Origin of the sequence: Mesorhizobium sp. M0601 (assembly GCF_040320845.1) — a bacterium.
Taxonomy (GTDB): Bacteria; Pseudomonadota; Alphaproteobacteria; order Rhizobiales; family Rhizobiaceae; genus Mesorhizobium.
The window spans coordinates 46,379-64,465 of sequence record NZ_JAMYQK010000027.1 but is presented as its reverse complement, the minus strand read 5'-3'; the positions used below and the strand labels follow the sequence as shown (position 1 = coordinate 64,465).

24 protein-coding genes are annotated in these 18,087 nt (G+C 62.3%); 7 read left to right on the top strand and 17 right to left on the bottom strand.

The features are described from left to right. Positions 1–19 precede the first annotated feature (19 nt). From NKI41_RS22195 to NKI41_RS22145, 12 genes are all read right to left on the bottom strand, one after another. A complete protein-coding gene (locus NKI41_RS22195; protein ID WP_352685215.1) occupies positions 20–340 on the bottom strand; it encodes a Bbp19 family protein in 321 nt (106 codons plus the stop codon). Next, positions 337–2,079, bottom strand: coding sequence for a portal protein (locus NKI41_RS22190; protein ID WP_352685213.1), 1,743 nt, complete (start codon positions 2,077–2,079; stop codon positions 337–339). Before NKI41_RS22190 ends, NKI41_RS22195 begins: the two co-directional genes overlap by 4 nt. 180 nt (positions 2,080–2,259) lie before the next feature. Beyond that, positions 2,260–3,423, bottom strand: a complete 1,164-nt coding sequence (locus NKI41_RS22185) for an acyltransferase family protein (protein WP_352685211.1) — start codon at positions 3,421–3,423, stop codon at positions 2,260–2,262. Positions 3,424–3,787: 364 nt separating this feature from the next. After that, on the bottom strand, positions 3,788–4,381 hold the full coding sequence (locus NKI41_RS22180) for a hypothetical protein (protein ID WP_352685209.1): 594 nt from the start codon (positions 4,379–4,381) through the stop codon (positions 3,788–3,790). 438 nt (positions 4,382–4,819) lie between these two features. Then, positions 4,820–5,056, bottom strand: a complete 237-nt coding sequence (locus NKI41_RS22175) for a hypothetical protein (protein ID WP_352472079.1) — start codon at positions 5,054–5,056, stop codon at positions 4,820–4,822. Positions 5,057–5,107: 51 nt separating this feature from the next. Continuing rightward, on the bottom strand, positions 5,108–6,199 hold the full coding sequence (locus tag NKI41_RS22170) for a methyltransferase (RefSeq protein WP_352685207.1): 1,092 nt from the start codon (positions 6,197–6,199) through the stop codon (positions 5,108–5,110). 82 nt (positions 6,200–6,281) lie between these two features. Further along, the gene (locus tag NKI41_RS22165) at positions 6,282–7,037 is read right to left on the bottom strand and encodes a phage terminase large subunit family protein (protein WP_352685205.1); all 756 of its coding nucleotides are present in this window, start codon (positions 7,035–7,037) and stop codon (positions 6,282–6,284) included. 118 nt (positions 7,038–7,155) lie between these two features. Continuing rightward, entirely contained in the window at positions 7,156–7,701 is a 546-nt protein-coding gene (locus NKI41_RS22160) for a hypothetical protein (RefSeq protein ID WP_352458173.1), read from the bottom strand. A gap of 635 nt (positions 7,702–8,336) precedes the next feature. Next, positions 8,337–8,579: a terminase large subunit domain-containing protein gene (locus NKI41_RS33315; RefSeq protein WP_502901230.1), complete on the bottom strand. Its 243-nt coding sequence runs from the start codon at positions 8,577–8,579 to the stop codon at positions 8,337–8,339. A 4-nt stretch (positions 8,580–8,583) separates the two neighbouring features. Then, positions 8,584–8,901: a terminase large subunit domain-containing protein gene (locus NKI41_RS33310; RefSeq protein WP_502901229.1), complete on the bottom strand. Its 318-nt coding sequence runs from the start codon at positions 8,899–8,901 to the stop codon at positions 8,584–8,586. A gap of 79 nt (positions 8,902–8,980) precedes the next feature. Then, positions 8,981–9,379 (bottom strand): hypothetical protein, encoded by a 399-nt coding sequence (locus NKI41_RS22150; protein WP_352685203.1) that lies wholly within the window; start codon positions 9,377–9,379, stop codon positions 8,981–8,983. A gap of 3 nt (positions 9,380–9,382) precedes the next feature. Next, the gene (locus NKI41_RS22145) at positions 9,383–9,787 is read right to left on the bottom strand and encodes a hypothetical protein (RefSeq protein ID WP_352685201.1); all 405 of its coding nucleotides are present in this window, start codon (positions 9,785–9,787) and stop codon (positions 9,383–9,385) included. A gap of 373 nt (positions 9,788–10,160) precedes the next feature. On the opposite strand from NKI41_RS22145, the gene NKI41_RS22140 reads away from it, so the two are divergent. Next, positions 10,161–10,988, top strand: a complete 828-nt coding sequence (locus tag NKI41_RS22140; RefSeq protein ID WP_352685199.1) for a class I SAM-dependent methyltransferase — start codon at positions 10,161–10,163, stop codon at positions 10,986–10,988. 712 nt (positions 10,989–11,700) lie between these two features. Then, positions 11,701–12,006 carry a hypothetical protein gene (locus NKI41_RS22135; protein ID WP_352472199.1) on the top strand — a complete coding sequence of 102 codons (306 nt, stop codon included), beginning with the start codon at positions 11,701–11,703 and terminating at the stop codon, positions 12,004–12,006. A 71-nt stretch (positions 12,007–12,077) separates the two neighbouring features. On the opposite strand, the gene NKI41_RS22130 is transcribed toward NKI41_RS22135, so the two are convergent. The 3 genes from NKI41_RS22130 to NKI41_RS22120 form a co-directional block, all read right to left on the bottom strand. Further along, positions 12,078–12,431 carry a hypothetical protein gene (locus NKI41_RS22130; RefSeq protein WP_352685197.1) on the bottom strand — a complete coding sequence of 118 codons (354 nt, stop codon included), beginning with the start codon at positions 12,429–12,431 and terminating at the stop codon, positions 12,078–12,080. A 296-nt stretch (positions 12,432–12,727) separates the two neighbouring features. After that, complete coding sequence (locus NKI41_RS22125; protein ID WP_352685195.1) at positions 12,728–13,159, bottom strand: DoxX family protein; 432 nt, start codon at positions 13,157–13,159, stop codon at positions 12,728–12,730. 269 nt (positions 13,160–13,428) lie between these two features. Beyond that, positions 13,429–14,181, bottom strand: coding sequence for a tryptophan 2,3-dioxygenase family protein (locus tag NKI41_RS22120; protein WP_352685193.1), 753 nt, complete (start codon positions 14,179–14,181; stop codon positions 13,429–13,431). Between the two features lie 155 nt (positions 14,182–14,336). Between NKI41_RS22120 and NKI41_RS22115 the strand changes: the two genes are divergently transcribed. Then, the gene (locus NKI41_RS22115; RefSeq protein ID WP_502897310.1) at positions 14,337–14,813 is read left to right on the top strand and encodes an Lrp/AsnC family transcriptional regulator; all 477 of its coding nucleotides are present in this window, start codon (positions 14,337–14,339) and stop codon (positions 14,811–14,813) included. Positions 14,814–14,818: 5 nt separating this feature from the next. Here NKI41_RS22115 and NKI41_RS22110 read toward each other — a convergent pair whose 3' ends face one another. Continuing rightward, positions 14,819–15,292 carry an Lrp/AsnC family transcriptional regulator gene (locus NKI41_RS22110; protein ID WP_352472087.1) on the bottom strand — a complete coding sequence of 158 codons (474 nt, stop codon included), beginning with the start codon at positions 15,290–15,292 and terminating at the stop codon, positions 14,819–14,821. Positions 15,293–15,404: 112 nt separating this feature from the next. Here NKI41_RS22110 and NKI41_RS22105 point away from each other — a divergent pair, with 112 nt between their 5' ends. Next, positions 15,405–15,971, top strand: a complete 567-nt coding sequence (locus NKI41_RS22105; protein WP_352685191.1) for an RBBP9/YdeN family alpha/beta hydrolase — start codon at positions 15,405–15,407, stop codon at positions 15,969–15,971. Positions 15,972–16,023: 52 nt separating this feature from the next. Here the strand turns inward: NKI41_RS22105 and NKI41_RS22100 are convergent, their stop codons facing one another. Beyond that, on the bottom strand, positions 16,024–16,983 hold the full coding sequence (locus NKI41_RS22100) for a prohibitin family protein (protein WP_352465360.1): 960 nt from the start codon (positions 16,981–16,983) through the stop codon (positions 16,024–16,026). A gap of 226 nt (positions 16,984–17,209) precedes the next feature. Here NKI41_RS22100 and NKI41_RS22095 point away from each other — a divergent pair, with 226 nt between their 5' ends. Genes NKI41_RS22095 through NKI41_RS22085 form a run of 3 tightly spaced genes read left to right on the top strand, consistent with a single transcriptional unit; the run spans position 17,210 to position 18,068 of the window. After that, positions 17,210–17,569, top strand: a complete 360-nt coding sequence (locus NKI41_RS22095) for a hypothetical protein (protein ID WP_352685189.1) — start codon at positions 17,210–17,212, stop codon at positions 17,567–17,569. Continuing rightward, a complete protein-coding gene (locus tag NKI41_RS22090; protein WP_352472092.1) occupies positions 17,566–17,874 on the top strand; it encodes a hypothetical protein in 309 nt (102 codons plus the stop codon). The genes NKI41_RS22095 and NKI41_RS22090 overlap by 4 nt, the downstream gene beginning before the upstream one ends. Before the next feature lie 11 nt (positions 17,875–17,885). Continuing rightward, positions 17,886–18,068 carry a DUF3606 domain-containing protein gene (locus tag NKI41_RS22085; protein WP_023675702.1) on the top strand — a complete coding sequence of 61 codons (183 nt, stop codon included), beginning with the start codon at positions 17,886–17,888 and terminating at the stop codon, positions 18,066–18,068. Positions 18,069–18,087 lie beyond the last annotated feature (19 nt).

Here is an 18,087-nt window from a genome sequence, read left to right as displayed (position 1 = left end):
GGTCAGTGCTCCCCGCACCTTACCCCTCCAGCCTCGCCGCCTTCTCCAGCGCAGCCAGTTGCGCCTCGTCCAGCGTCAAAAACCCCATAATATGCTGCACCACTTCGGCCCGCGCGTTGCTCAGCGCGCTGTGCAGCTCGAAGCCGTTCGGCGTCTTGGTCTTGGCCAACCATTCGCCATAGGACGGGCGGCGGTAATAGCCGGTTGCGGCCGCCAGGTCGGCCAGCACCATTTCGCCGTCCTGGCCCGAGAACACTCTGAGATAGGCCTTGGCCAGGGCATCCTGCGCCTTGGCCGGGCCGCCGGCCTGGCTGGAATGGGCGAAGCGTTTTTGGCTCATACGCCCTGCCCGCCCGAAGCATCTTGCGCAGCCTGCGGCATCAGCCCGCCGAGCCCGTCGAGCAGGCCGCTGTCGCGCGCCTGCACTGCCGCCGGCACGGCATCCCTGGCGACCTTGCCGGCGGCAGCCATCGCCGCCATGCCGGCCTGTTCAGCTTGAGCCTTGGCTCTGGCATCGCGGATGCCCGCCACCTCGTCCTGGCGGCGAAAAATGCGCTGCGGACTGCGGCCGGCGCCCTGCACGATCTTCAGCGCCGCGTCGCCGTCGATATTGTCCATCACGCCGGGATCGAACTGCGCCATCTGCATGGCCGTGGTGACCACCTGGATGGTGTCGCGCGCCTCGGCCGAGCGGCGCAGCACGTCGAGCGGGCCGGTGAAGGTCGGCCGCAGCGCCTTGCCGGCAAGGCTCGCCGGCGGCAGGAAGCGGCTGTCTTCCTCGTAAAGTCCCTTGTCTTCCAGAATACCCAGCTCGCGGTCGAGATTGCTGGCAAAGCCGGCCTGGATGATCGAACCGGACGGCCCGAGCAGCGCGCCCTTCTCCTCCTGCCGGATCAAGGCTTCGGTCGCCGTCATCTGCGGGTTCTGTACCAGCGTCTGGAACAGATTGACGAACATCATGTCGCGGATCTCCTCGGCCCGGCTGTCGGCATAATTGAACGCATAGGTCGGGTTCTGGCCGGTGGCGATCGGCGCGATCAGCGGCCGGCCGGCATCGTCGATGAGGCCGGGATAGTTCTCGCCGGGATTGAGCACCGGCACATAGTCTAGCCTTGCCTTGGAGGCGGTCGCCGGATCGGTGATCTGCTGCAGCGCGCGCAGGCCGGAGCGCCGCACCGCGTTCTCCTCGCGCACCGTCGTCAGCGCCTCGATGGTCGGCGAGATGCCGTACGGATCGCCCTCGTAGCGGCGCCAGTTGAAGCACGACACCGGGAACGATCGAAAACCGCTTTCCCTGACGATCGCCTCCTCGTCCTCGATGACGTGATAGGAAGCGAACGCCGTATCGAGATACTGGTAGGAGCCGCTCAGACTGTACATCTTGCGCTCGTCGCGCGGCTGGATGCACTGGATCAGCGAGATTTTCGTCTCGCATTTGGCGGGGTCGTCGACCAGGATTTTGATCCGCGCCGGCAGTCTGTCGTAGCCGAGCAATTGCGCCGCCTGCCGCGCCGTGCGCTCGTAGCGGCGGTGGAAAATGTCGACCTGGCCCCAGCGGTTGCGCGAGAGATAGCCCTCGACCACCGGGATCGAGGCATAGCGGATCAGCGTGCCGCCAAAACCTTCCTCGGCATAGAGATAGGCCGGGCCATAGCGCACCACATTGCGCAGGCAGGCCTGCGTTGCCGGCACGAAGTTCGAATTGGCGGAGTAGCGCAGCGAGAAAAGGAAATCGCGCAGCGCTTCCGCCCATTCCTTTTCCTCGTCGGTCTCCTCGTCGTTGATGGCCGCGGTCGACAGCCCGTGCCATTTCTCCGACTGCGGAATGATCAGGCTTTCCAGCCCGGCGGCCAGCCGGTTGGCGGCCGAGTTGATGGTGTTGGCGTAGACACGCGCACCGCGCCGCTCCTGCCGCTCGGCCTGCGAGTCCGTGCCCGCGTGGCGGCGGCCGCTCCACATGTCGGGAGCATCGGGATCGCAGAATTCGGACACCGCCTCCCAGACATGCTCGTATTGGCTGCGCTCGCTCTCCAGTTCAGCCTGTCGCGATAGAATATCGCGAGCACGGGAATCGCTCATGGTCAGCCTCGCTTGATGGATGAATGGGAAAAGAAAGATGGCGGGACGTCGAAACTGCCAATCTCCCCACTTGAGGGGGAGATGTCCGGTAGGACAGAGGGGGTCGTCTCGCGTGGATCGGCGACCCCCTCTGTCGCCTTCGGCGACATCTCCCCCTCAAGGGGGGAGATTGGAAGCGCCTTATTCCGCCGGCGTCGTCTCCAGCGCGGCTTTGCGCCCAAAGCGCTGCACCACGAAACGGCCCATCTTCTGGCCGGGTACTTCGATCAGCGTATAGGTGATCCAGGACAGCAGGCACACCACCGGCAAGACGACGACAACAACGACCGCGAAGCGCAACGGCGCCGACAGCTCGTGGCCGAACTGGGTGATGACCAGAGCCGCCACCGGCTGGAGAACCAGCAGATGGATCAAATAGATGCTGAAGGAAAGCTCACCCATCAAATGAAAGAACCTGTTGGCGAGCGTCATGGCGATCTTTCTGGCCACGATGCCCATCGTTCCCGGCAGCATCCGGTAGAGAACCAGGGCAAAGAACCCCAGGACGAGCGCTTCCCGCATCAACAGCTTGCCCAGCCCATAGCCGCCGCCGAAGGGCAGCGCCGCCAGCAGCATGGCCAGTGCCAGATGCACGAAAGGCCGCTTCTGCCTTTGATGGACGACGCCCGCCAGCAGCATCCCGCACAGGAAAATCTGCATCTTCAACGGCAGGAACGACGGCATCGGAAAGTGGACCGACAATTGTCCCATCAAGAACACCATCGCGCTGCCGATCGCGGCGACCAGCATGGCCGCCCATAGCCAGTCAAGCCTGCGCACCAGCAGCATAATGGCCGGGAACAGCGCATAGAACTGCATCTCCAAGCCTAGGCTCCAATCGGGCAGCGGCGTGCGATAGGCGAAATTCGGCACCAGGCCGAACAGGAACAGCAGATGGGCGCCGATATTCTTCAGGCCGCTGTCGAGATAACGCTCGGGCGCCTGTGGCGACCGCAGCAGGAACTCGTCGATGACCATTCTCGACCCGTAGAGATAGGGGCCAAGCGCCAGGGCAACGAACAGCATGACGTAGAACAGCGGCGCTATCCTGAAATAGCGGCGGGTCCAGAATTTCAGCCAGGTTTCCGGCCTTTGCCAGGGCTCGTTGTCCTGGCGCAGCTGGTAGTGGAACACCATCAGGAAGCCGGACAGCATGATGAACAGATCGACGCCGAGGTCCGGTTCGCCAAGAATAGGAATCTGCCAGCCGGTCAACAACAAGCAGTGCCCGATGAGTACCCAGATCGCGGCAAGCGCCCGAAGCCCGTCCAGGCACTCGATGCGCGATGACCGGGCTTCTGTCATGCCGAACTCCTCGATGGCCATGTTGCAATGCAGCATGGCGGCTGAGGGAGGAATGTCAACCGTGCGGAAGGAACACGATTTGCGCTGGGCTGTTACGGAAAACGCGGAACACCGCAGGGCAATTGTAGAGGCATGCACTTGAACACCCGGGGCGCGAAGGATCGCAGCTTACGCGATCCCGGCAGGCAAGCTCCCGTCTATCTCTTCTTCACCAACCTTGCATGCCGCCGCCAGTACCACCAGGCCAGCACCCGGTTGCGGAACACTCTTCTCATGGCGCCCATGTCACACCCCCAGCAGCACGCGGCGCTGGCCGGTCAGCTCACTGGGCGACAGATCGGTCTTCACCGTTCCTGCGGTGCCGTCATTGGCCGCAAGCTGGGCCCGCAAGGCGGCTTCGCGCGCCTGCACGTCCTTGTCGGCAATGGTCGGCGTCGGCGGCAACGGCTTCAGCGCCGGCGGTTTTTGGAAGAGGCACATGGTTTTCTCCAAAGTGAGAGGCTCTTGTCCAGTCGTAGAGCAGAAAATCCTCGCCGTTCCGGCCATAGCCCGGCAGGCGGCAGCGTTGCGTCGCGCCCAGCCGGGCAAGCCAGCGCAGCGCCAAATCATTGGCGGCCAACGCTCGCGCCTCGACCCGCCAGGCGCCGCGCGCCGCAACTTCAGGCCCGAGCACGGCATGAAAGAATTCCGTAATCCCAGGCACGCAGCGCCTCATGCGGCGCGTGCCCCAGCTCCAGGCGATCCATAAGCCGCCGCGCTGCTCGGCAGCGCCAAAGCCGGCCTCGGAATTGCCGTTTAGCTCGGCGACATAGGCAAACCCTTGCAGCGCCGTCAGCGCCAGCAGCGCCGGCGACCAGTGGTCGAACTGGCAATCGATCTCGGCCCGGTCCTCGGGCCGGAGGTTGGCGGCGATGTAGGAGAGGTCGCGCAGGGTGGCGGGAATGATGCGGAGGGTCATGTTGGGTCACTTTCCGGCACGCTGCGAAGCGGAGAGCCCTAGGGAAACGAGGCGCCAAGCTAGATTGACTCTCTTTGCCGTCTGGATTTCCTTGGCCTGTGACTTGTGGATGTACCTATGGGAACAAGCGCATGACTTGTAGTAACTGCGCGCCGATCGAGGAGACCCGTACGATCTTTAGCACCGGTTGTCTCGCGGCGGCGATCACGATGGCCAAAGAGGCCATACGCGACGGTATTCTGCAGCAAGTACCGGGTGGTCCTATGTCGAGTGTCATCCCGCTTTCGGATCTCAACCCGGATGGACCATGGGACGATCTGCTTCGTTACCGCTTTCGCTGCACGACCTGCGCACAGGTTTTCTTGCTCTCCGCAGAGACCTATCATGGCAGCGGCGGCGAATGGGCTAAGGAGCCCGGCTAAGCTTTTCGGCGCTTCCTCACCGAAACGCCCCCAGCGGATCGGCCTGCCCGGCCTTCCGCCGCGCGGCCTTGAACATCGCCGGGTCGACCTGCGCCTCCCTCAGCATCATCACGCCGTAGCGGGTCGCGGCCATCAGATCGTGGCGCAGCTTCACCACTTGGCCGTCCCTGCGATGATAGAGACGGAACTCCTCGAACCAGGGCAAAAGCGTCGAAACCATCTTGAAGCGGCTTGATTGCATGCGGCCAAGCATCGGCCCGACCGCCACCGAACCGTCGGCGAACTGCGCGCGGGTGCCAAGCCTCTATTTGTAAGCCACTGCTGCGCTTGCAGGTCCCGCCAATGGAATAATCTGGCAGCGACTAAACCCTGCCTCTTTGCACCACTCGGTGAACTGGGCGCCGGTGAAGTCAAACGCCTCGCCAAATTCGATCAGCATGTTCAGCGACATCATGAGACCGAAGCCGTTTTGCCTGCGTTCATCGTCGATGATGTTCTCGATGGCGACCAGCGCGCCGCCGGTCGGCAATGCACGATAGGCCTTGGCGATCAGCATCTTCTTGTTCTCGAGATTCCAGTCGTGAAGGATCATTCCCATCGTGATGATGTCCGCCTTGGGGAATTCGTCCGCGAAGAAGTCGATCGCCTCGGCGATGACCCGGCCGCCGAGATTGCGCTCCCTCAAGCGCCGTTCGGCGATCGGCTGCACATCGGCGAGATCGCACGTCCGGCATTGCATGTGCGGATGCCGCGCCGCGACGATGGCCGAAAGCTGCCCGGTTGCGCCGCCTATATCGGCCAGCGTCTTATAGTTGGAAAAGTCGAATTTCTCGGCAAACGCCGTGAAATTGCCCATGGAGATGCCGCTCATCGCGTCCATGAACTGCTCCAGGCGCGCCGGGTCCGCATAGAGCTCGCCGAACATCGACTTGCCTGTCTCCTTGATCTCGTTTTGAGGCTTTCCGGTTTGCAATGCCGGTGTGAGATCGCCCCAGAACCGATACAGTCGTGCGTTCGCCATCTCAAGGATTCCACCGATGTATTGGGGGCTCCGCTTGACCAGGAACAGCGCGGTCGATGGCGTATTGCCGTATTTGCCGGTTTCACCGGCGCCGTCCCTCTGCAGCAATCCGAGCGCGACGAGGGTGTCGAGAAAATCATACGTTGCGCGCGGATGCAGCCCCATCGCGCCTTGCAGTTCGAGGCCCGTTTTGGGGCCGTCCGCAAGCAGCGAGAAGAGTCCCAGTTCCACGGCGCTCAACAATGTCTTGGCTGGCCAGAACCCAAAGCCAATTTGCAGTATGTGGTCTGGAGAAATTCCGTTTTGCATCTGATCCTCCCCTATCGGCGAATGCCCCGGCGAGGCCACGCCGATGCGTCCCTTGAGCGGGATCATTCGATGCTACACCACGTCCACGGACGTTCACTACAGTTTTCCAATCGGAGCCGGAGCGCATTGCCTGCCTCCCCGATTTTCCTCACCGAAACGCCCCCAGCGGATCGGCTTGCCCGGCCTTCCGCCGCGCCGCCTTGAACACCGCCAGGTCGACCTGCGCTTCTCTCAGCATCATCACGCCATACCGCGTCGCCGCCATCAAATCATCGCGCAGCTTCACCACCTGGCCGTCCCTGCGGTGATAGAGCCGGAACTCCTCGAACCACGGCAAAAGCGTCGAAAACACCTTGAAGCGGCCTGATTGCATGCGATCGAGCATTTCCATCAGCCCGGCCTCGACCGAGACCGAACCGTCGGCGAACTGCGCATGGCTGGCGAGCATGTTCAGCCCATGTGCGGAATATTGCCTGGCAAGTGCGGTGCCGGCACCTTCCAGCGTCTCGCGGCGGCCGTCGCGCGGCCATGCCCATGGCAGCCAATCGCCCCACGGTTTCAAGGTCACCGCCTGCATGGCCGGAGTTTGCTGCGAAGCCCGGCAGGCCTTTGTGACATAGACGACATCGGCCTCCGTATCCCAGGCGAGCTCGACAGCCGCCGAGGGATGGTCCCAGCCGAAATCGAGGGCACCCAGCCGCGGCCAATAGCGCGGCAGCGGGAACGGTTCGCAGGCGATCAGCTCCTCGGCCACCGGAAAGATGCGGCCGGAGCCGAGCACCGGAATGCCTTTTGCCCTGGCTTCCCGCTCATGCGCCGGATAGGCGGCAACGATCTCGGCGCGCTGCTGCGGCGTATAGTGCTCGGCATCGTCGATGGTCATGAAGGTGACGTGACGGGTCATTGTTTTTCACCCTCGCGGCATTGAATCGTGGTGGCGGGTGCGCGCTTCAACGCCCCGCCTCGCAGCTCCGTTTGCATCGCTCGGAACACCTGCCACGGAGCCGGTCGAAAAGTCGGGATCAGATCGCCCGACGTTTGATGCGCACGACTTTCGGCGCCTGTGCATCCATGAACATGTAGCACCGGCCTAGCAGCGCCTTTTTGCCAAAATCATCGAATACGTTCTGCCCGAGCGGCGTGAACAACACCTCGTCGGTCGTCAGTCCGTCCTGGTGGCGAGCCTCGATCTCTGGCCAATGCGCCTTGGCAATGTCGGTCAGCACGACGTTGAAGGCAGGATGATTGTAACTGACCAACAAATTGCCATCGTCCATATCAGACGGTTTCATGTCCGGGTGGTAGTTGTAGATCTCGGCAAGCGTCTGGATGGCTGCCAAGGATGCAGCGCCATCGGAAAGACCAGCCTCCGTCAGCACACAGGTGCCGTTTTCAAGGATGGCAAAGTCACGCTCCTGGTTGAAGTAGTAGCCAAAGCGCTCTTCGATGCGATCGATGGGCTGCGAAAACGATGGCCGCCATTTCGGGACAGGAGGAAAAGTTGCTGACATGCCGACGTTGCCTTCTGGTGATACGACAATTGACGAAAGGCCGCCGATCAACACCATTCGTCTATTCATAGTTGTGATCTCCCGCCCAATGTAGCCAGTCTAGTTCCGGATCATGGCTTGGCAACCGCGCTGGTCATGAAGGGGAAGTGGCGGCTCATGCGAGATACCTTGCTGGAGCAAAACCGGGACGGCGCGCGACGAACACAGGCGGGCCGGCTAATGGCCCTGAAGTATCTTGATCAACTTACTTTCGTAGGTAGGTCGCGACAATCCATTTTTGTAATCCGCATACGTCATTCGCCCGCTCATCGCCGCATCAGTCCAGCGTTTGCAGTACACCTCTGGCAACGCTTCAACACTTGTGTTTATTATTCTTGCCCATTGTTTGCGGTAAGCTAGTGGCTTTGCCCCTAATCCCACCGCACACTGAGTCATAAAATCCTTTTTGAAAGCTGGACTTCTTTGTATTCCAGCGTTGATTGTGTTGAACCGGCTCTCAGTCACTACGCATCCTGAAAGCATTATTGCACCGATCACGACTAGCGACCGATAGTGATTTCCCACTGCCCACCCCTCCGTTACGGCTCTCATCCTCCGTCCAAATAACTACAATTTTGCTGCAAGAGAAGTGCTCCACACTTATTCCGTGCGCCACAGTCAGCTGGGATAATGATTGCGCCGGGCTGGCTTATTCAGCCGATTGCTTCCCCTTCACCAATGAACTCGACCTGCTCAGCCGACAAGAACAGCAGCACCACATCGCTCATGCCGAGCAACGGCGTGAAGGTGACGATGGTGATGCCGCCGGTGGCGTTGGTGCGGGTCAGCCCTTCGGAATAGATGTCGAGCGTCGGCTCCTCGTCGAACCAGACGCCGTGCAGCGTTTCGCCCTGCCATTTCTCGCGACCCTTCTCGTAGCTCTTGAACGACAGCACCGATTCACCGGCCTGGACGTCGCCGCCGCCGCCCCCAGCGCACCACGACGCTGTCGAGCGCGCCCGGCGCCCGTCCCGCCATCGTGCTGACGAGGGCGTCGGCCGGGATCATGCCGGTGCCCCATGCCGCCTGCTGCTGCGGCGGGCCTATCAGGATGCGCTGCGGATTGTCGCGCGTGCTTTCGCCGGTGACGCCGGCCGCCCACATCCGAACCGGACAGTCGAAAACCTTGCCTTGCCACCAATCGGGATAGCGGCCGGTGAGGTGCATCGCCCATTCGGCGCCGCCGGCCCTGGTCTTGCCGAGCTGGTTGCCGGCCATGAACAGGCGCTCGCGATTGGTCGCGCCGGCGGCGTGGAACTCGGCCTGTCGGGGATAGGGCCGATAGGCGGCAAGCTGGTTAGTGCGGCGCCTCCGGTCCAGCTCCGCCAGCAGGCTGAGATATTCCGTCCTTGCCGCCCGGCTCTGCGAGGCCTTTTGCGAAGCCCGGCTTCTCGAGGAACGGCCTAAGGACGGCTTCGAGGCCGCGGATGCGCTGCCTGATTTCGTCATCGCTCAATGCATCCAGATTGTTGATGTTGACATTAAGATCCTTGGGCAGCACCGACAGCACGAGCTTCAGATACTGATCGGGCTTTTCGGCGCGCACCTCGGCGATGACGCCGGCGCCATGGGCGCGAAAATCGGTGCGGATCGCTTCGAGAAAGCCGTCGGCCAGCGTCTTCTTCGCCCGCCTGGTTCGGCTGCCGGGTGCTTGATCGTGCGGCTGCGGATCGCCGGCGGAAGGAGCCTTGGCCATGCCCTACTCCGCCGTCCCGGCGGACATCGGCTTCTTGTTGCCTGGCCGCACGATGCGCCTGCGCGGCTTGGCCTTCTTGCCGGCCCGTGCCGACTTCGGCTTCCGCAGCTGGCTTGCCGGTTTCGCATCGGTCGTCGTGCCGGGCTTCATCGCACCGGCGTCGGGCAAGGCGTTCAGCCTTGCCCTGAGAATTGCCACCGCGTTGCCGTCGAGTGCTCCCGACGGGAAGCCGAAGCCGCCGACCGCATCGACGGTACCGCCACGCACCATGCCGATCCGCACGCCGGCGGCGACCTGCTCGAAGCGGCCATGGCGGGCATAGGGTCCGGCGCCGGCGAACTCGCCAATAGCGCTGACGGCCTCGCGGCCGTCATCGTCGGTGATGATGGTGGCGTAACGGTTGGACATGGGGTGTTCTCTGAAATGGGCGCACGGGCGCGTTGGGAAATCTATGGACGATAGGTGGTTGCGGACCGGGATAGTCGGTCGCGTTCATTCGCGCCGACATACCTCGGCAGCACACGCAACATTCGGTCGAACAGGAGCCCGAAATGAAAAACCCGCCTCGGCGGGCGGGTCGTTGGAGCCAATTGGCACCATACCCAAATTAGTAGCATAGCTGCCGGCACAAAGCAAGAACAAAATGTGGCACGGCGGCAGAAAAATGCGCTGCCGACTTCGCATCCCCGTCGGTGAACGGATGGAAAGAGGGGCGAAAAGGCGGGGCATTGCGTGAGACTTGCGTTGATGGGATGGTGGTTGCGCTTGAGGGGAACGCGTCATGGGCAATGTCACCAGTCACTACGGCAGCGAGGGCAGCGACGGCATCGTCGATCGCATATTGGCCGCGATCCCGGACGCCGACCCGGCCGGCAAACTCGCGGCCGCGCAACTCTATCCGTTCGATCAGTTCCATGGCCGCGAACTGACCGCCACGCAGGAGCATGCGGCCCGTCTTGCTCCTTTGCCGACAGATCGAATCCTGGATATCGGCAGCGGCATTGGCGGGCCGGCAAGGTTTCTGGCCTCGGCCTATGGCTGCGAGGTCGACGGCATCGACCTGACACCAGCCTTTGTCGCCGCGTCGAGCCGACTGACCGCACTCAGCGGACTGGCAGACAAAGTTCGCTTCCATCAGGCCGACGCAACGAAACTGCCTTTTGGCGACAGCACCTTCGATGCGGCGATCTGCTTCTATGTGGGCATGAACATCGAGAACAAAGCCGCGGTCATCGACGAGGCCTGGCGCGTGCTGAAACCGCGAGGCAGGCTGATCTGGACCGAAGCCGTGCTCGCCGGCGGCGAGCCCTACTATCCCATGCCCTGGGCGGTTTCTGCGGCGACCAGCCACCTCGCCGATCGGGAAAAATTGAAAACCCTGTTTGTCGATGCCGGATTTCGCATCGACGAAATCGTCGACGAAACCGGCGAACATGTTGAGCTGGCGCTGAAGAGAGCCAATTCCGGCATCGTGCCCTCGCCGGCGCAGCAGCAGGCAAATGAAGTCGTCATGGGCGCGGAATTCCTGCAGCGCCGCCGCAACTACATCCGAAGCCTGAGTGACGGAAAACTCGCGTCGCTCGCCGTGATCGTCTCCAAACCGGCCTGAAACAAAAAACCCGCCTCGGGAGGCGGGTCGTTGGAGCCAATTAGCACCATACCCAAATTAGTAGCATAGCTGCCGGCACAAAGCAAGAACAAAATGTGGCACGGCGGCAGAAAAATGCGAATTCCGTTCAGCGCCTCGCCTTGTCCGCCTCCCGATTGACCTTCCAAGAAGACCGCTAGGCTGCATTCCTTCGCGCCCCTCTCTGTCCTGCCGGACATCTCCCCCACTTGGGGGGAGATCGGCTTTCGCGCCGGCTTTCGCCAATCTCCAACGTTGCAGGAAGAGCGCAACGCCGAAACCGCCAATCTCCCCACTTGAGGGGGAGATGGCCGGCAGGCCAGAGGGGGGTACTGTCCCGGGCGCTGTCCCGCCGACTTAAAGCCGGCAACACAAGCAACGTTCGATCAAAAAGAAGCCTGAAAACAAAAACCCGCCTCTGTGGGCGGGTCGTTGGAGCCAATTGGCACCATACCCAAATTAGTAGCATAGCTGCCGGCACAAAGCAAGAACAAAATGTGGCGCGGCGACAAAAAACCGAATTTCTCTTCTGCGCCTCGCGTTGCCCGCCAGCCACTTTGTGGGCGCGAACGCAGCGTCGGCAATTGGCGCTTCCTCCATTTGCCGAGGCATCTCACCGGCCGACGAGCAGCCGCAGCCGCGGATCAGAACAGGCATTCGCGCGTTTGAACCCCAGCCAATGGGAGCAAAAGCCATGAACGTCGCCAATCTGCAACTCGAAGGCCTGCTGATGGCCATCGCATCGATCAATCAGGTCCTGGTCCGCAAGGGCGTGGTCTCCGTCGAAGAGATAGACATCGCCTTGCGCAAGGCCGAAGCCAGCGAGACCAACGAGGAAAGGTCCGAAGGCATGTCGGCGTCGAGCCGCGATGCCGTCAACTTCCCGATCCGGTTGCTGGAGTTGGCCAATCAATGTCAGCCGGAGACGGACATGCCGTCCTTTTCGAAACTGGCGCGCATGGTCGGTCAGATCAAGGAACCTTACAACGACCAGATGTGACGCGGCGATCATAACTGACGCCGCGACAACGGCTTGCCGCGGCGGGGTCGCAAGACTGCTGGCGGCGCCTGCTAGCGGCCCTGCAGGATCTTGATCAACTTGCTGCTGTCGGCCCCCGGCGAGGAAAGCCTGCGGTAGTCCGCGTAAGTCAGCCTGCCATTAGCAACGGCATTGAAGAGCCGGCCACAAAAGGCGCTGTCGTATTTTGCGACACTGACATTCATGATTGCTGCGTAAGTCTTTCTTTCGTTGAGCGGCGTGGACCTCTCGCGTGCAATGCATTCGTTGATCGCCACGCGCTTGGTGACAGGGCTGCCTTCAAGCGTGGTATGCATCGTGTTGAATTCGCCTTCGGTCAAGGTAGTGCAGCCGGCAAGCAGAGACGTGCCGATCATGGCGGCAGCAAAACGCGTGGCGATGTTCATGAATTCCCCCTCAAGACCCATGTCTTGCTTAGCCCGCCGAAAGTTGGAAGTACAGAGGGAATGCAGGCGCATCTACAAAAAGCATAAACCTCGAACGCTCGTACTTTAGCTGTCGCTTTTATTGCGCGCGACCTGCGGATGGCCGGAATGACGGTACCCGGCCGTTCTCGATCGTCACGACGATGCTGGTGCGGATCGTGCTGCCGATCTGGCCCTGGTCGCGGTCATAGACCCGGCCGGGATCGTCGCCACCCTTCTGAGCGCCTTTACGAGAACGCCGGATGCGAGATTGGGCATCACCCCCTGCCAAGCCTCAGCGCCAGGACCCTGCCCGGCCCGTGCACGGCGGCGAACAGCAGCCCGGCCAGGAAGGTGAAGTGATCGACGAAGAAGCCGAACTCCGCCTGGTTGCCGGCCCAGTGCGACGGCCCGTGGAAGGCGAAGCCGAGGAACAGCACATAGGCGCCGGCGACGAGTGCTGCCCATGAGAAGAAGGCGCCGGTCAGGAAACATAGAACGAGGATGACCTCGAGCAGGGCTGCGCACCAGGCCAGGAACAGCGGGAACGGAAATCCAGCCGCCGCGATATAGCCGGCGGTGGCGCCGATATCGATGAATTTGAAGATCACGGCCATCAGGAAGACGGCGGCGAAGATCAGGCGGGCGATAAGGATTGCCGCGGTCTGCCACGGCGACTGAACGGTTGATTGAGCGGTTTCCAAGGTCATGATGTCCTCCCAAGAGTTACGGTGGTTGTGCCCCAAGGACGCACCACCAGCCGCAAGCCCGACATCATCCCCCGAAAAACCTGAGAGATACAAGCGCCGGCACCAAAGTGGCGCCTTCCCTTCTCCCCTTGTGGGAGAAGGTCTCGCCGAAGGCGACGGATGAGGGGTGCTCCAGCTTGGCGCCGGCGGCACTCCGTCCAACACCCCTCATCGGTCTCGGCGCTGCGCGCCGATCCACCTTCTCCCACAAGGGGAGAAGGAAGGTTGTACTACCCCACCTTGACCCCCGGCTTGCTGATCGGCTCCCTTACCGTTCCATACTGGCTGCCCCAGCGGTCGGTCATCGCCCAGCGTATGTCCCAGAGTTCCGGGAAGAAGCGGTGGCGGGCGCCGGCTTCCAGCAATTCGACCGGCCGGCCCTTCAGCGATTTCGCGCCGAGGCCGATCGTGCGGTGGATGAGATAGAGGTGGTTGGCACGGAATTTCTGGAACAGCTCGTCGAACTCGATCAGCGCTTCGGCAACGACATAGCTGTCGCCGTGATCGTAGCCGGTATCGTAGACATCCTCGACCGAAAGGCCGCGGTCGTCGAGGTACGACGCCTTGAAGGCCCGCCACAGATCGGGCGGCAGGCGCAACAGCTGCTTGAAACCCGGCGATTCCTGGCCACTGCCATTGCCGAGTTGCAGCCGGATCTGCTGGTACTCCTTGGGCGACATGGTTTCGAGCAGGTCGAGCTGCGCCGTCATCAGCCACATTAGCCGGTGCACGCGCCCCATCAGCGTGACGATGCGATGCGTGTCCTGCTTTTCCAGGAAATCAACGACATCGACCAGCGTATATGCGATGAGCTTCATCCACAGCTCCTCGACCTGATGCACGATCTGGAACTGCAGCTCGTCGGCATTCACCATCTCGGCCAGCGGCTTCTGGCAGGCCAGCAGCCTGTCGCATTTGAGGTAGACGCCATAGTCGCGCATCTCAGGCGTTTCGATGCGGGCATAATAATCCTGCTTGTCCATGGCCATGCTCCTTGCCGCGGCCGTTGGGCCGCAGGCGCTTGTTGGATCCCGTTCCCGAGTCTAATCGCCTTCTTGCCGAACATTGTCCCTTTCTGTTATTCGATTGGTGCAAAATGAAGGACAAACACTGCATCTGAAGCGGATAGGAAGAACGAATGATGCTGGATGCGGTCGACCGGAAGATCGTCGCGGCGCTCGAACGTGAGGCCCGCATCTCCTTTGCCGCGCTCGCCGACGAGGTCGGCTTGAGCAAGACGCCGTGCTGGAAGCGGGTCAAGGCGCTTGAGGACGCCGGCGTCATCCGCGGTTACTCGACCCGGATCGACCCGGCCAAGCTCGGCTTCGGCATCGAGGCCTTCATCCAGGTGTCGATCGATTTCGAACTGTCGGACGCCTTCGAGGCGGCAGTGCAGAAGCATCCGCTGATCCGCCGCTGCCACGCCACGACTGGCGAGGCCGACTATCTCCTGCAGATAGTCACCGTCGACATGATGGCGCTCGACAGGATGCTGCGCGAGGAGCTCAGCCGGCTGCCCGGCGTGCGGCGCACGATCACCTCGATGGCGATGCGCGAGATCAAGGGCGGCATCTCGTTCGCCAATGCCGTCGGGCATACGCAGACCAAGCGATAGACCGGTCAGGCCCTGGTCATCAATTCGCGTCCCAGCCGCTTCGGTTGCTCGGCGCGCAGAACCACATTTGTCGTCACCGTGCCGTACCGGCCGATGCTGTCGACGATGCTTTCAAGATCGGGCGGTGACGGGACCACGACCTTGACCAGAAAACAATCCTCGCCGGTCACCCGCAGCACCTCGACCACCTCCGGCAATTGGGCGAACTTCTTCAGGCAGGCCTGGATATGCTCATGCGTGGTGCGCAGGCGGATGACCGCCATGGTGCCGAGCCCGAGCGCTGCCGAATTGATCACCGCCTTGTAACCGGTGATGACGCCGCGCTCCTCCAGCCGCTTCACCCGTTCCGAGGTGGCGGGCTGGGACAGTCCGACGCGGCGGCCAAGCTCGGAGATGCCGATGCGGCCATCCTCCTGCATGATCTCAATGATCGCCAGATCGGTGGGATCGAGCCTTGGCCGATAATCGCCGTTCCGCATGATCGCCCTTTAATCCATCGGATTTCGTCGCTGCTTTCCGATGATCTCTCATTCCGCCACCTGGGAGAAGACCTAGAATTGCACGCGCTGCATCAGGAAAGAAGGGCTTCGCATGACCGACTTCATCATTGTGCCGGGCATCGGCGGATCGGGCGAAGCCCACTGGCAGGCACGTTGGCAGCAGGCAAACCCGGCGATGCGGCGGTTCAACCCGGCGAGTTGGGACGCGCCGGACGTCGACGACTGGGTGGCCGCACTGGAAACCGCTGTATGCCAGGCAAGGACACCGCCGGTGCTCGTCGCCCATAGCCTCGGCTGTCTGCTCGTCGTACACTGGCAGCGGATCTCCACCCGCAAGATCAGCGGCGCGTTGCTGGTCGCGGTTCCGGACCCTGCGTCGCCGGCCTTCCCCTCCTCCGCCCGGGCCTTCGCCGACGCACCGCAACAACGGCTTCGCTTTCCGTCGCTGATTGTCGCCAGCACCAACGATCCCTACGGCTCGCTGGACTATGCCAGGGCGAAATCCGAGCGATGGGGCAGCGATCTCCATATCGCCGGACCGCTTGGCCACATCAATGGCGACAGCGGGCTCGGCGACTGGCCGGCGGGAATGGAGCTGCTGACAGCTTTTCTAAGTCAAACGCAAGCAATCGCCCGAGGCGCCGTGCTTCAGCCGTAACCGCACCAGGACGGCTATCGCGCCGCCGCCCTGATCTGGTTTGCGCCGCGCCTCAGTTCGATGCTGCGGCAGGCGTGCTGAGTTCGAGGAACGGCACGGTCGAGCCCGGGATCATCGACTTCGGCAATTCGCCGTTCCATCTCTCCGCCTTGGTCAGTTCGACCAGCAGCGGATTGTTGGCGATTGCGGCGGCGCGAGCCTTGATGGCGCCCGCGGTCGCATCGCCTTCGACCCTGGTCTTGTAGGCGCTGGCCTCGGCTTCGGCCTTGACGCTGTCGGCGCGGCCCTTGGCCTGGGTGACGGCGATATCGGCCTTGATCTTTTCCTGCTGCAGGTTCTGTTCCTGCTTCTGCACCTCGACCTGCGCCGTCATCCTGGCTTCGACCGCCTGCTCGTAGGCATCGGAGAAGTCGATGTTCTCGACCTGCACGCTGTCGATCATCACCGGGCCGTCGGTTACTGCCGCGATGGCCTCGGCGACGTCCTTGTTGAACTTCGCCCGGTTCTGGATAACCGACACCGCGTCGTACTGGCCGAACACCGTCTTGATCTCCTGCGGTGCTTTCCTGGCAATGACGCGGTCGGCCAGTGCCTCGATCGATCCATAATTGGTGTAGACGTTGCTGACTTCGGCGGCCGGCACGTGGAAATTGACGGTGACGCGCATGTCGGCCGGTTGCTGGTCGCGCGAATAGGCCTGCATGGCCGGCAGGCCGCTGCAATCGTTCTGGTTCTCGCAGCCCCATTTGAGCACCTGCTGGCGCAGGCTGATCTTCTCGACACGCTGTAACCACGGCAGCTTGAAATGCAGTCCGGGATCAACGACCGAACTCAGCGCTCCGTTGGTCAAAAGCACGCCGCGGTCGCCCTGATCGATCGTGTACCAGGATCCAAACAGCGCAAAGACGCCGAGCGCCACGATGACGAGTGCGATCAGGCCGGAACCGATCGACCCCGATGCCATCCCCGGCTTGCCCTGCGGACGGCTTGAATTGCCTTGCGTTTCGGTCATCACCCCACCCCAACCTGATTGCCCGTGCTGCTTTTGCCCACAATAGTGGCGGCATTGCAATCCTCTGGATATGGAAAGACCTTCGGGGCAGCCGGCCGGACCGGCGGGTGGTTCAGGGTGGCCAGCCGATTTCCCCTGCAGCCGCGGCTGCGGGCTGGGACGCGTTGCCTGGCGTCTGCTTCTGCCGTCCGGCATCGGTTCTGCGCTTCGGGCAATCCTCGTAGTCGTGGTCGCAGATTGCGAAGGCTTGCGCACCGGCAAGGTCGATTTCGCCACGGAACCGCTGCCGCCGCATGAAAGTTATCTGCTCATTGCAACGGGAGCACAGGACATGGCCGACGACCCGAACCGCTACGAGACCGGAGCGAGGAAATATCCGGCAAAGACGAGCCCCGACGCGGCCGACGAATTTTCGCAGGATGCGGCCGGCAACAAGCCACCTCCCGGCGGCATGGGATTGACCAGGCCGGCTGACGATTTCGACGACAGGACCCTGCATTCGGAGGGCCAGAACCCGCCGCGCGCAGCGATCCGGCCAGACGGCAAGGCCACCGCCAAGAAGCCCGGCAAGGACACAAGACGATGAACGTCGCCAATCTCCAGCTCGAAGGATTGATGATGGCGATCGCGGCCGTCAACAACGCGCTGGTCCACAAGGGCCTGCTGTCGGTCGACGAGGTCGACATGGCGTTGCGCCGGGCCGAGGCGGCGATGACCAGCGAGGAGCGTCTCTATGAAGACATGTCGCCATCCAACCGCGACGCCGTCTGCTTTCCGCTCAGGCTGCTGCAGGCGGCCAACAATGCCCAGGGTGAAACCGGCGTACCGTCCTTTGCCGAACTGGCCAGGATGGTCGGCCGGACCAAGGAGCCCTATAACGACCAGATGTGATGGAGGACGCCATGGCCGACGACAAATCCAAGACCAAGCAGGATCGCAAACTGGTCTCAGGCGAAGAGCCTTACGAGGTCGCTGCCTTTGCCCGCAAATACGGCATACCGCAAAGCGAGGCCGCGACCATCATCAAGCGCTACGGCCCCTCGAGGAGGAAGCTCGACGCGCATATGGCGAGCCGCAACGCCTGATCCAATTCTAGCGGTGGCC